The sequence below is a fragment of the Paraglaciecola sp. genome (assembly GCF_051252315.1).
Classification (GTDB): domain Bacteria; phylum Pseudomonadota; class Gammaproteobacteria; order Enterobacterales; family Alteromonadaceae; genus Paraglaciecola.
On record NZ_JBPOFP010000026.1, the window covers coordinates 34,091 to 47,243 of the forward strand.

Below are 13,153 nucleotides of genomic sequence, written 5' to 3' on the forward strand. Positions count from 1 at the left end.
AATTAGTATTTAGCTCCCTGTTGCTGTTCGTTATTAGGATTAGCTTGGTTAGGATTAACATGTTTTATACCTTTCATTTTTTCAGCTAATTCAGGTGGCATGTATTCTTCATCATGTTTGGCTAAAACTTCATGAGCTTGTATATGATTTTTTTTAGTTAACACCCCTGTGGCAACAATCCCCTGTCCTTCGCGGAACAAATCAGGCAATAATCCCTGATAACTGACGGTTACAATGGGTCCGGTATCTTGTAAGTCAAAGCTTACATCTAAGGTTTCTTCGTTCCGTTTTACCGAACCAGGCACTACCATGCCACCTATCCTGAGCCTTTGCCCTACTTCTGGTATAACCCCCTCTTTACCTTCAATAATTTCACTTGGGGTATAAAACAAATCTATATTCTGACTAAGTGCATATAACATTAGTCCAATGGCAGCGCCCAATATCAACACTATTGCGGATACTGTAATCAATCGTTTTTTACGTCTAGGATTCATCTTGTTTTTCCGAATTACACTGATGTTTCAGCTTGTTTCTCTTTAGCGGATTTTATGCGAACTTGTCTGGCGTGTTCATTTAAAATTTGAGCCATTAATTTTCGTTTGGCAAATATTGAGTCCAGCCATAACAAGGTTAAACTAGTTAAACCAATACCAAATGACAACCAAACATATAAACCATACCCACCCATACGCCAAAAATCTTGCATGTTATCAAAATACATAATTAATCCTGTTTTTTCGCGGGTTGAGACGAGGCTTCATCAACATTTATACCGGTATGTTTTTGTGCAAGAGAAACCACCCATGGGCGCTTAATTTCTCGTCTTAAAATTTCGTTTTGCAAACGTATTAACACAATCGCTCCACACGCCATTGACCATCCAAATAAAGACACAAAAAATGGCAATAACATTTCAAGTGGCATAGATGGTTTGTCCATTTTCATCAGGGTGGCTCCTTGATGTAATGTATTCCACCACTCAACAGAATAATGAATTATGGGTAAATTGATGATACCAACAATGGCCATCACCCCTGCGGCTTTACTGGCTTGTTGTTTATCATCAAAAGATTTATATAGTGAAATCACTCCAAAGAATAAAAACAGCAACACTAATTGAGAGGTCATTCTGGCATCCCACTCCCACCAAGTTCCCCACATAGGCTTACCCCATGCGGCACCTGTCAATAATGAAACAAATGTCACAACAGCTCCTACTGCTGCAATAGCCATCATAGACATATATGAAGTTTTGACTTGCCACACCAAACCCACAAATGCAGAAACAGCCATGCCCATGTATAAACTTTTAGATAAAATTGCAGTGGGTACATGGATATGGAAAATACGGTATGAGTCGCCTTGTTGGTAATCAGCTGGAGAAAAAGCCAATCCCCAAGCTGCTCCTACAACTAAACCCACTAGGCCTAAAATACTAAACCAAGGTAATAACCGTTGGCATAATTGATAGGTTCTTTCTGTTTTTGCGTAAGGATGTAACCACTTCCACATTAGGTCTGACTCACTCTAAGTGCGTAAGCTATGGCAAAAGGAGCCAAAGCTAAAGAGAAAAGAAACATGGCGCCAATAATGGCAATTTGCCCGCTATATTGTAAATTCATTGCCGCAGACTCAACTGCAGATGTAGCAAAAATAAGTAACGGAATAAACACAGGCAACAACAATAAAGCCAACAAAACACCACCTCGGTTTAACCCCACCGTTAAGCCAACCGCAATCGCCCCGATTAAACTTAGAATTGGCGTACCAATTAATAAGCTGATAACCAAAGCCCAATACATGGGTTCTGTTAAGTGTAAAAACAATGCCAATAAAGGTGAAATCAAAATAAGAGGTATAATGCTGCTTAGCCAATGCACAAATACTTTAACTAATGCAGCGGCGGCGAGTGGCACTCCTGACAATATGAGTTGTTCCAATGAGCCATCTTGAAAATCATCTCTAAACAGGCGTTCCAAACCCAATAACGAAGATAAGATGGCAGCAACCCAAATAACCCCAGGGCCAATCAATTGCAGAGTATTGGGCTCAGGTCCCACCCCTAAAGGAAATAAACTAATCACTAAAATAAAAAACAACAATGGCTGCATCAACTCAGCTCTTTGTCTATAAGCCAAAGATAAGTCTCGCTTTAATAATGCTTTAAGTGCAGCCATTAAATCCGATACTCCAACGTCAATTCTTGAGTGGGATAATCTAATTCCAACATTTGATGTGATGTCATGATCACCGCTCCACCATTCGACAAATAATCTGTCAGTTTGTCACTCAAAACCTTTATACCTTGAGTATCTAGCGCGGTGAATGGCTCGTCTAATATCCACAATTTAGCGTGATCTTTTAACCAAAATCTAGCCAACGCAGTTCGCCTTTGCTGCCCCGCTGATAAATTCGCCACTGGAATATCTTCTAAACCAACTAAATTTAACTTCTCTAATATTTGATAAATTATTGAAGTGTTTACTACAACTTGATGGCTGTCACACCAATAACGTAAGTTTTCTACTGCACTTAAGCTGCTATTGATACCGAGTTTATGACCAAAATACACTAAGCTTTCAGAATAAAGTTCAATACAGCTTTTGATGTTTTCACCTTGATAAAACACAACTCCATCTTCTGGCTCTACGAGTCCAGTCAATACCCGTAATAAACTTGTTTTTCCTGCACCATTAGGTCCTTTTACATACAACAAAGAGCCAGAATCCACTGATAAATTCACCTGTTCGAATAATAATCTGTCGCGTTTTATGACTGACAAATTATGCGTAGAAAGTACCGCCAAGCGAATCCTCAATTATGGGTTTTATATATGCATGGATAATATCACAGCATTTCGCCCTAACCTACTTAACTCAATGTAAATTAGTAACAAATTGTCTTTGTTTAACTAGGGCTTAATTGTTTTTAGTGTACACTGATTCAATCTTTTATATTTAGGCCGATAACCTGTGTATGCCTGATATCCCTCAAACGCCAAATACGGTTTTACCTCAAACTCAAAGCCAGTCAACTCAAATAAATCAGTTGAGTCAATTAGCTGCTTCATCCGAAATAGCCAACCAAACTATTGAAGTCATGGTTAAACATTTAAGTGGTAACTTGCTCAACCTAACGCGAACTAAAGGGTTACTCAATAAGCCAGCGATTTTACCTCAAGCAAACATCCAAGGTAAGTTGAACAACAATCAAACGCATACACTTAAAGCATCAATAGTAAGTTCACCACAACTAGAGTTTTATTCTGCTAATTCAGTCAACCAACAAAAACTAATAAATTTATCTAACCAACAAATTCAATCATTACTCCAACTTCCACCTAAACAAATATTTGCTAGTTTGGTTAATGCACTAGGAGCAAATTTACAAAAAACACTGTCGACCAATGCCACTGTATTGAGTAGTTCTATAAACACAAGCCAAGCTAATACCATTCAATTGCAACAGACGTTACAACCAAATACAAAAATAAACATAACGGCGCCCGATAGATCTCACACTGACTTGCCAAAAGTCGCTAAAGAGAGCTCAATACTAAAACTACAAGTTGCTAGCAATACTCAGCCGATTACACTCAATATTCCCAAACGATCCCACCCTGTTTTTAGTCCTGGAGAAAAACTTGTATTAACACTAAAACCGGCCGGGGCAAGTTGGCAAGTAAACGCACAACCCACAAGCACAAGCACAAGCACAAGCAATTTTACAGCCCCAACAGCACTTAGTGATAAAAACCAAAGACAATCATTTTTGGTACCTCAAAAAGACAGCGTTGAACTTATTAAAGCCTTTGCAGTTCGTGACACTAAAAGTTTAGTAACTCAATTAGAGCTCCCGCTAAAACAAACAATACAATTGCTGACAAAAAATAAATCAGCTGACATTCAGTCATTAGTAAAAGCTTTGCAAAATCAGTCGATTGACAAATTGAGCATAGAGTTAAGTTCAACAAACAAACAACAACTCAGGATAGAAAGTAACCAACCTATTGCGACCATTCCAATCAACAAAGAGATCGCACAAGCACTTGCACCACTAAAATTACCCAATCAGAAAGAAATAATTAAATTAGTTAATCAACAACGTTATGCAGAGCAAGCCACTACGCGTTCAAACAATCCATCATTGGATGGCACTGTAAACCCTAAAATCACACCCGATACAAGTGACAAAGTGACACCACAACAAATTTTGGTTAATGCCATTAAACAGTTAGGTGATAACGCCAAAAGAGTATTATCGGCCAAAGCAGACACACCGCCTATAAAGCCCCATAATGATGTGAATGTACCGGCAAACAAAGCCATTCCAAATCAATCGACAGCAGAAAACCAAATAGTAAAAACCGATAATAATGCTGCTTTGGCTAATGCTGTAAAAGCGGCACCTAATGTCACACAAGCAGAGTTAAAACCCGATCTAAAACAACTAGCGGAATCATTACTACAAAGAGTACAGCTAGAACCTAGAACCAACAGTGTTATCACGCCTAAATTTTTAACGGATAAGAATCAACAACACCAGTTGATTCAACAATTATCTCGAATAGTACAAGCTAAAGCTGAAACTCCGAGTAATACGCTGATAAACATAGAGAAAACCTTAACTGATGGAGAGTTTTTTAAAACATCCTCAGACCTAAGCAATAAACAATTTGTGGAACAGGTTTTACAACAAACCAAAAGTGCATTACCTCAAAGCAAAGAAACAGATCCTCAAAATATTAGACAATTACTCAGCTCTCCGGCATTAAATTTATCAGCTAACCAATTAACTTCACCTGCCAACCAATCAGGACTAGTGAGTGGTTTAGTGGCACTATTACAAGTATCTCTCGGGGCACGATTAGCCAAGAACCAAAATACTCGCAGTGAATTGGTAGCTCGAACTTTAAACTCGATCTTGCCCAGCATGACTAAAGCACCTAACAAAATGACGGCAAAAAGCCTAAATGAGTTTTCGCAATTAGAACAAAAACACCAACTAATGCGAGAAATAGGCAGGTTATTGTCTGGACACCAAGCCAATAAATTAAGCAATGCTGAGCAAATGTTACAAGGCCAAGAGAGTCTTTATTACAACTTACCTACTGTCATGGGCGGAATATTTAAAGATGTCGAATTATTGATTAAACGAGAAGAAAAACAGTCTGAACAAAAAGATGCGGAGCAAAACGCCAATCAAACTTGGCAACTGACAATGAAACTAAGTGTAGGTGAACTAGGTGAGTTATTAACTAAAGCGAAACTTAGACCTGACAACCTAGAGCTTAACTTTTATGCTTCGAATGAAGAGGTCAAGTTACAAGTCATGAACTATTTACCCTTATTCAAAAGAAAACTTAAATCATTAGGAATTGAAGTAAATAAAAGCCAATGCCAGCTTGGAAAAATCCCGGTGTCATTACAACAACGTCCCTATCACGTATTTCAAACTAAGGTGTGACATGACAAAACAAGCTTCTTCTACAAACAAAACAAAGAGTGCCGTTGGATTGAAATACCAACAGGATAACAACAAAGATGCACCTAAAGTTATTGCCAAAGGATTTGGGGAATTAGCAGAAGAAATTATTACGCTAGCTCAGCAAAATGGTGTCCTTATTCATCAAGATCCTTATCTCAGTGATTTTTTAGCGACATTAGATTTAGGCCAAGAGATTCCAGACCAGCTTTATCACGTGATAGCAGAACTCATTGCATTTTCTTATGTATTACAAGGGAAAATTCCTGACAGTTGGGCTAAAACTCATGGAAAAGTGTCTAAAAAAGTATAATTCAACCAACGTTTTACAAAAAATAAACTAAGGTTAATGAATTACTGAAATTTATTTTAATCATTAATTTCAGTTATTTGATTGTCAGCCGAAATATCTATTAAGGATTCGCTTTGTTATTTATACGCTTCTTGACTTATTCGTTAAAATAAAAATAAATATGTTGTGGAAAAGTAAATCTAACGTAAAGTGATATTAAATATAAGATTCTTCTTAAGTGACCTAGAGATATTGTAGACACACAAAAGTGTGTAGATTTATACAAAATTTTAGGTAGTACGAAATAATATTAGGCAAAAGCTAGAGATACTCTTTAGTAAATAAAAGAAATATTTTAACAGTACATATTGTGGAGCCATTAATAATGTTGGTGAGTAAAAGCAAATACCTAGCACTAGAGCAACAATTAGCAAATGTGGTACGAGAAAAAAATTTACTTGAACAGGAAAATCAACAATATGTTCAACAAATTTCTGCACTACAAGCTTCAGTAAATGAAACACAAGAATTAGACCTAAATAACCAAGTTTGGCCAAATTTACTCTCTTGTATTCAACAAATTACCAGCATAAGAGAATCGGTTGCTTATTCATACGAGCAAATTCATACCGAATCTCAATCAATTGAACACTTAAATGAAACTCTTGGTTCGGGTCAAGAATCGATCAGCAATATTGCGAGTGGCATGGAAGAAATTACCGAAAAAATGCAAAACATGTCGCAAAGCATGGCCAATTTGGAGGCAATTGCTGACAGCATTAATTCTTTCGTTGAAACCATTTCTAAAATATCAGATCAAACCAACTTACTAGCCCTAAACGCCGCTATTGAAGCAGCTCGAGCAGGTGATGCGGGTCGAGGCTTCTCTGTAGTTGCTGACGAAGTTAGAAGCCTTGCAAGTAACACCAGTAAATCTGCCGAAGAAGTAGGCGGACTTATAGCTAGAATAAAACAAGATACAGAGTCGGGTGTGAAATTTGCCAATGCACTTGAAGAATCTAATGTTGAGTTATCATCAACCATTTCAGGATTAAACGAAAGTTATGGTGGTATAAACGCAAACATTAGTACTATGAAAGATTCAATCACTACTGCTGTTGATAGAACCTTTATTCAAACGATTAAGTTAGATCATGTGGTGTTTAAAGGCGATGTGTACGAATTAGTGTTAAGTAACTCTAATCAATCTGCCGATTCCTTATCGGATCATAGAAGTTGTCGATTTGGTAAATGGTATTATGGAGAAGGAGCAAGTCAACATTCCAACTCCTCACCTTTTAAAGCAATCGAAAAGCCTCATGCAGACGTCCACCAATTTGGTTTAGAAGCTATTTCTCACCAGAAGAATGGCAATACAAAACAGTGCCTAGACTATCTAGAAAAAATGGAACAGGCCAGCGGCCAAGTTTTACAATTATTAGATGAAATATCTTAATCCAATTTAAAACCACAGTTATTATCTAAATATTTAGGTAATAACTGTATTTTTATCAATTTAACTGTCTTAACGGCATTATTACTTTTCATAAATTAACTTGCACAAGTTAACGTTAATTTACAGTCGATATCTTTTAAAAACCGATTAATTTTTATAGGGACTGGGATTTCAATCGAATTTGACTGCTTTGTAGAATTTATTAATAAGTCACAATCCTGCATAGGAATTTTTTGCCTAATAAAAAACAAGTTAATATCGTCGAATTTATCTTCAAGTAATGGGACCCTAGCCTCAAATGTATCGCACCCATCATTGAGAGTGTAACTAGCCCCCTCAATTTCCCAGCATAAAGTAATGGCTTGCAATTTATTTAATTTCAAGAACCTAAAACATATCTCAACACTCATTTACGACTTCCTTTTTATACAAGCTAACCAAAAAATTATCACATAGAAAAATCCAAAATAATATCAGTATTCAAATTAGCCTAAGGCCCCCCCTTAAGACTCAAAGTACTAATACCTTTATTTCAGTTGGCTTGAGTAAATTTATTTGACTACACTCTAAATAATTAAATTGTGAATTAGGAATAAAAATGACTAATAATCAAAATATTAAGCAAATAATTAGTACCAATCTGGCTCAAATACCGATCTCAGAAGTCATGTCAAAAACGATTCTAACGGTTTATGAAGGCTGGTCCATAAAGCGCCTGTCACAGTTCTTCCGAAAACATCATATTTCTGGCGCACCTGTTATTGCTGCAGACGAAGAGTTAGTTGGCGTAGTCACTCAGTCAGACATTATTAAATTTGAAAGTTCTGATCCTGATAAACAACAAATTCAAAAGCTTATTCGTGAATACTGTGGTCCGTTTGGCCAAGAAGCTGACGAAACTGAAATCACCAGAATTCAGCAACGGGCAAACGAATACTGTACCGTTAACAGCATAATGACTAAGCAAGTATTATCAATAGACCAAGAATCCAACCTCGACCTTGCGTATAAACTAATGGTTGAGAAAAACATCCACCGTCTTTTTGTGACTCAAAGGGGATTACTAATCGGAGTTCTAACGGGTATGGATATTTTGAGAATGCTGCAAAAATCTTAACGCTACCAACCGACAGTTTTAATTTCATGGCGAATTGCTTTTGCTAATGGAGCTTGAAGAGCAGCATGCCTTTTGTGAATAAAATGAAATACGTTTTCTTCATGTAAATATTCAGAGGAGACTTTTAAACTAGAAACATCCAATAAGAATTTTCCAGATTCTACATGCTTAATAACGAGAGTGTAACGAACTCTATTTTTCTTTAACATCTCGGTCAGCTTATCTATCTGAGATATTCTAATAATATTTATTGGTTTATTTTTAATAACATCATCAAAAGCTTGCTTACCGTGCATGGTTACTAATGAGTTATTGGGGTTATCGAGAACTGAATTTTCGCAATGAGGTACATTACTCGTGCAGGCTAAAAAAATCTGAATTTTCCCCAAGGACTCTTCAACTTTAACCAAATTTTTAAACTTCTGACTGAATGACTCTACTCGCCCTATATCTCCATCATAAAACCCAGAATCCGATAAAACCTGAGATCTAGAAGTATTATCATAATCAACTGATACGCGATAACCCAGCTGGCTATAAGCGTTGGTAATTATTTTATGGAGATGATTTCGTACATATGGAATATCTAAACCCACCAACTTTATTAATGGCTTAGTGTTTGGCTCTTCTTCCGCTCCATTCACACCAAGCGTCCATAAAATAGACAGCAGAATAAAACAATATCGTTTAAACACAGAGTACTCCTTTCTAAAACACTGTAACTATCCGTAAAACAGTAACCATTAACTTACAATATCATTAAAACAGTTTTTCAGACACAAAAGGGATTCGCTCAAAAGTCCTTGTCTATTTTAAATAAATTACACCTAATAAATTAAAAACAGTTAGAATAACCTTAAATAAATTAAGGTTAATGACAATAACAATGACAGATTGCAGTTTTTTCGATCAAAGCTTACTTAAAAAATACAACACTAGCGGACCAAGGTACACCTCTTACCCGACTGCTTTAGAGTTTAATAGCGAGTTTACCAACGAAAAATTTACTTCTGCACTAAGTCAATCCAACAATCCTAACTTGTCCTTGTACGTGCATATCCCGTTTTGCCACAGCCTTTGTTATTATTGTGGTTGCAATAAAATTGTCACTCGTCAAAAGCATAAAGCAGACACATATCTTGATTACTTAAGTCAGGAAATTACAAATAGAGCCAAGATATGTTCAAACAAAACTATTCGTCAGTTACATTTTGGTGGAGGGACACCTAGTTACTTATCTGCTAAGCAATTGAGCAGAATTGTTAATTTACTAAAATCGAAGTACAACTTTTCAAATGACATTGAAATGAGTATTGAAATAGACCCAAGAGAAATAGAATTAGATTTACTCGACCACCTATATTCATTAGGCTTTAATCGCGTCAGCATTGGAGTTCAAGACACAAATACCAAAGTTCAACACGCCATTAATCGCCCACAATCCTTTGCGTTTATTCAAAAGTTAATAAAAAGAGCCAAAAAACTTGGATTTGATTCAGTAAACATCGACCTTATTTACGGCTTGCCCCACCAAACTCAAGAAACCTTCAAGCAAACACTCGTCGATGCCAAAACCTTAGACGCCGATAGGATCTCATTATTCAGCTATGCACATTTACCCAGTCGTTTTGCTGCTCAACGAAAAATAAAGGATGAATGGCTGCCTTCAGCAGACAACAAATTCATATTAATGAAACAAGCTATCGTTACACTTAGTTCACTAGGTTACGAATTGATTGGTATGGATCATTTTGCAAAACCAAACGATGAACTTGCAATAGCTCAAAAAAATGGCGTTTTACACAGAAACTTCCAAGGTTATACCACGTTAAAAAACTGCAACTTGTTAGGTTTTGGCGTCTCGGCTATCAGCTCCGTGGATAATACCTTCAGTCAAAACAACAAAGTATTAAAAGACTATTATCAGCATATTGAACAAGATAATCATGCTGTTGTAAAAGGTCTGACATTAGCAGCAGACGACTTGATTAGACAATATGTGATCAGTGAATTAATGTGCAACTTATTTGTAGATAAACAGCAAGTATCTAAGTTATTTGATATTCAGTTCGATCAATATTTTGCTGAAGAATTATCAAGTCTAGACACTTTTGAAAAAGACAACTTATTAATCAACAGAGTTGAAAATATTCAAATATCCCCAAGTGCAAGATTACTAGTCAGAAATATATGTATGTCATTCGACATATACTTAAATCAACACATCAACCAACAGAGGTTTTCACGAGTGATTTAGAGTAGTACCAACCTGCATTGAGGTTAGATCAATGGCGTTTGCTCTAATATTTCAATCAGGCGCTGAATGCCCTTACCTTTATTCGCTAACTTCCAAGCTGTAAATAATTCGACGGATAATTCACCTTCATCAACCTTTACTTCAACCAGGTCACCACTATTTAATAGAGGCTGTATTCTTTGTCTTGGTAGATACCCTACTCCAATTCCTCGTACTATTGAGCGAATTTTTTGTTCGACACTTGAGACATAAAAACGTCGACTTTGCTCAATTATGTTGCTTGATCTTGGCACATCATTTTTTGCAGAGTCATGCACCACTACTGTTCGATAGTGATTAATATCTAACTTATTTATTGGCTGCTTAAAACGAGCTAACTCATGTTTTTTTGCCACAACTAAAACGACGCTAATATTGCCAATGGAAGAGGTTCTAAAACCTTGATGCAAAGGAGCTGGAGCTGGAGCCCCCAAGACTAAATCCACCTTGTCTTCTTTTAACACTTCCCAGGTGCCGTTCATTACCTCCTCAGACAAATCAATTTCTATATTTGGGTGCTCTGCCAAAAATTGCTTTATAGGCGCATACAAATATTCAGCGTCAATGATAGAGTCATAGGCAATACGTATTTTCGGCTCCCAGCCATGAGCAATTGTTTGGGTTTGTTCAGATATTTTGCTTACTGCACCAATTAGCTTACGTCCTTCATCAAGTAAATGGCGACCAGCTGGCGTTAAAACGGAACGTCTTCCCTGCCTTACAAAAATGGTAACAGAGAGTTGTTCTTCTAATTTTTGCACTATGTACGATAAAGCCGAAGGGACTTTATTAAGTTGCTCCGCAGCTGCAGCAAAACTGCCTCGACTTTCGATGGCATCTAAGACTAATAAAGCTTCTAACGTTATAGGAGAATGATACATGGCTTCAAATGTTCAATTATTTTGAACATATTAAACAAAATATACATCTTATTTCAATAATTGTTCAGCTCTATTATTTCTGTGCTTTAAAAAATTCAGATTAACAACAGGAAAATAGAAATGAATAATTCAATATATAAGAACATCTTAAGCAGCAAAAATATGGTTTCGACACTCCCCTTACGTTTAGTTGCCGGAGTAGTATTTGCCGCTCATGGCGGACAAAAATTATTTGCATGGTTTGGTGGTTATGGGCTAGAAGGCACTGGACAATATATGGCTTCCATTGGCCTGGCTCCTGGTTATTTAATGGCAGTATTAGCTGGCAGTGTGGAATTTTTCGGAGGATTACTTTTAATCGTGGGGCTTTTAACACGTCCATCAGCATTAGCATTGGCATTTACTATGCTAGTAGCAATTTTAACCGCACATATTAGTCATGGTTTGTTCATGAGTAATAATGGTTACGAATATGCATTAACTCTACTTGCACTGACCATAACCTTAGTCTTACAAGGCGGTGGGAAATATTCTTTAGACCAGCTAATTTATCAGCGAGTAAAATAAATATCTTTCAGTTTACAGGCCTATTACTAGGCCTAATAGGAACATAAAATTATGATTAAATACAATTCCTTCCAATCACTAGGTAAGGCCAATCATGGTTGGTTACAAGCAAACCATCATTTCAGTTTTGGCCAATACTACAATCCTAATCGTATGGGTTTTGGCAGTATACGAGTGATTAATGATGATAAAATTGAACCGAAAACGGGTTTTCCCACTCATCCACATGCCAATATGGAAATCATTACCTTTGTCCGCAGCGGTGAAGTATCTCATCAAGACAGTGTGGGCAACCAAGGAGTAACGAAGGCAGGCGAAGTACAAGTGATGAGCGCTGGTACAGGTATTCAACATTCTGAATACAACCAAACAAATGAACCTCTTACTTTGTTTCAAATTTGGATTGAGCCAAATATCAATAACGTAACCCCTAGGTGGGAAACCAAACCTTTTCCTACTCAGTTCAATAAACGCGGCTTGCCCTTATTAGTTTCGGGTTATGAAGAAGACAAAGGCCAAGCTTTATTCATATATCAAGATACGCGCATATATGGCGGGAAAATAAGTAAAGGTTATCAACTGACTCAATCACTTTCTCATCAAGCATATGTTTTAGTTTCAAAAGGACAAGTTGAGCTAATCAATCAAACACAAAATATTGAGATGAACCAAGGGGATGGCGCTGAAGTAACCGAACAAACCAGCCTAACTATATTAGCTAAAACAGACGCAGAAGTATTAATACTGGATGTTCCAAACTAAGGCGAGTCTTCACACAGGACCAAATAACTTTTAGGTAAACGGATAATGATACGATAAATTGGACACTGGTTGGATGTAAAGTTATGATTTTAAAATACTGTCAAAACTAAAGCTCTTCATGAGAAAAAACGAATATAGACAAATAAAAAAATTACTATTTTTCATATATTTGCTTAGTGTTCTTGGGTTTTCAACGACAGGGTTAGCCTCTGCTAAACCAATCCTTAAAATAGTTGATATCAATAACCTTCAACTCTTCAACACTGTGGTAGACATCAACCAAAAATCTGATTTG

14 protein-coding genes are annotated in these 13,153 nt (G+C 36.7%); 7 read left to right on the top strand and 7 right to left on the bottom strand.

Annotated features, from left to right (window positions below):
• Positions 1-2: 2 nt before the first annotated feature.
• Genes ccmE through ccmA form a run of 5 tightly spaced genes read right to left on the bottom strand, consistent with a single transcriptional unit; the run spans position 3 to position 2,809 of the window.
• Positions 3-497 carry a cytochrome c maturation protein CcmE gene (gene ccmE / locus ACSHXM_RS07240; protein ID WP_435688081.1) on the bottom strand — a complete coding sequence of 165 codons (495 nt, stop codon included), beginning with the start codon at positions 495-497 and terminating at the stop codon, positions 3-5.
• 14 nt (positions 498-511) lie between these two features.
• Positions 512-724 (bottom strand): heme exporter protein CcmD, encoded by a 213-nt coding sequence (ccmD, locus tag ACSHXM_RS07245; RefSeq protein ID WP_435688082.1) that lies wholly within the window; start codon positions 722-724, stop codon positions 512-514.
• A gap of 2 nt (positions 725-726) precedes the next feature.
• Positions 727-1,515: a heme ABC transporter permease gene (locus ACSHXM_RS07250; protein ID WP_435688083.1), complete on the bottom strand. Its 789-nt coding sequence runs from the start codon at positions 1,513-1,515 to the stop codon at positions 727-729.
• Positions 1,515-2,180: a heme exporter protein CcmB gene (gene ccmB, locus ACSHXM_RS07255; protein ID WP_435688084.1), complete on the bottom strand. Its 666-nt coding sequence runs from the start codon at positions 2,178-2,180 to the stop codon at positions 1,515-1,517. The genes ACSHXM_RS07250 and ccmB overlap by 1 nt, the downstream gene beginning before the upstream one ends.
• The gene (gene ccmA, locus ACSHXM_RS07260; RefSeq protein ID WP_435688085.1) at positions 2,180-2,809 is read right to left on the bottom strand and encodes a cytochrome c biogenesis heme-transporting ATPase CcmA; all 630 of its coding nucleotides are present in this window, start codon (positions 2,807-2,809) and stop codon (positions 2,180-2,182) included. Before ccmA ends, ccmB begins: the two co-directional genes overlap by 1 nt.
• A gap of 170 nt (positions 2,810-2,979) precedes the next feature.
• Here ccmA and ACSHXM_RS07265 point away from each other — a divergent pair, with 170 nt between their 5' ends.
• The 4 genes from ACSHXM_RS07265 (at position 2,980) to ACSHXM_RS07280 (ending at position 8,352) form a co-directional block, all read left to right on the top strand.
• Positions 2,980-5,469: a flagellar hook-length control protein FliK gene (locus ACSHXM_RS07265; RefSeq protein WP_435688086.1), complete on the top strand. Its 2,490-nt coding sequence runs from the start codon at positions 2,980-2,982 to the stop codon at positions 5,467-5,469.
• Between the two features lies 1 nt (position 5,470).
• Entirely contained in the window at positions 5,471-5,800 is a 330-nt protein-coding gene (locus ACSHXM_RS07270) for an EscU/YscU/HrcU family type III secretion system export apparatus switch protein (RefSeq protein WP_435688087.1), read from the top strand.
• 364 nt (positions 5,801-6,164) lie between these two features.
• Complete coding sequence (locus tag ACSHXM_RS07275) at positions 6,165-7,235, top strand: methyl-accepting chemotaxis protein (RefSeq protein WP_435688088.1); 1,071 nt, start codon at positions 6,165-6,167, stop codon at positions 7,233-7,235.
• Between the two features lie 598 nt (positions 7,236-7,833).
• Complete coding sequence (locus tag ACSHXM_RS07280; protein ID WP_435688089.1) at positions 7,834-8,352, top strand: CBS domain-containing protein; 519 nt, start codon at positions 7,834-7,836, stop codon at positions 8,350-8,352.
• 2 nt (positions 8,353-8,354) lie between these two features.
• On the opposite strand, the gene ACSHXM_RS07285 is transcribed toward ACSHXM_RS07280, so the two are convergent.
• Entirely contained in the window at positions 8,355-9,047 is a 693-nt protein-coding gene (locus tag ACSHXM_RS07285; RefSeq protein ID WP_435688090.1) for a hypothetical protein, read from the bottom strand.
• 191 nt (positions 9,048-9,238) lie between these two features.
• Between ACSHXM_RS07285 and hemN the strand changes: the two genes are divergently transcribed.
• Positions 9,239-10,609 carry an oxygen-independent coproporphyrinogen III oxidase gene (hemN, locus tag ACSHXM_RS07290; protein ID WP_435688091.1) on the top strand — a complete coding sequence of 457 codons (1,371 nt, stop codon included), beginning with the start codon at positions 9,239-9,241 and terminating at the stop codon, positions 10,607-10,609.
• A gap of 23 nt (positions 10,610-10,632) precedes the next feature.
• Here hemN and ACSHXM_RS07295 read toward each other — a convergent pair whose 3' ends face one another.
• Positions 10,633-11,529, bottom strand: coding sequence for a LysR substrate-binding domain-containing protein (locus tag ACSHXM_RS07295; RefSeq protein ID WP_435688092.1), 897 nt, complete (start codon positions 11,527-11,529; stop codon positions 10,633-10,635).
• Between the two features lie 120 nt (positions 11,530-11,649).
• Between ACSHXM_RS07295 and ACSHXM_RS07300 the strand changes: the two genes are divergently transcribed.
• Both ACSHXM_RS07300 and ACSHXM_RS07305 read left to right on the top strand, forming a co-directional pair.
• Complete coding sequence (locus ACSHXM_RS07300) at positions 11,650-12,096, top strand: DoxX family protein (RefSeq protein ID WP_435688093.1); 447 nt, start codon at positions 11,650-11,652, stop codon at positions 12,094-12,096.
• A gap of 51 nt (positions 12,097-12,147) precedes the next feature.
• On the top strand, positions 12,148-12,858 hold the full coding sequence (locus tag ACSHXM_RS07305) for a pirin family protein (protein WP_435688094.1): 711 nt from the start codon (positions 12,148-12,150) through the stop codon (positions 12,856-12,858).
• Positions 12,859-13,153: the final 295 nt, after the last annotated feature.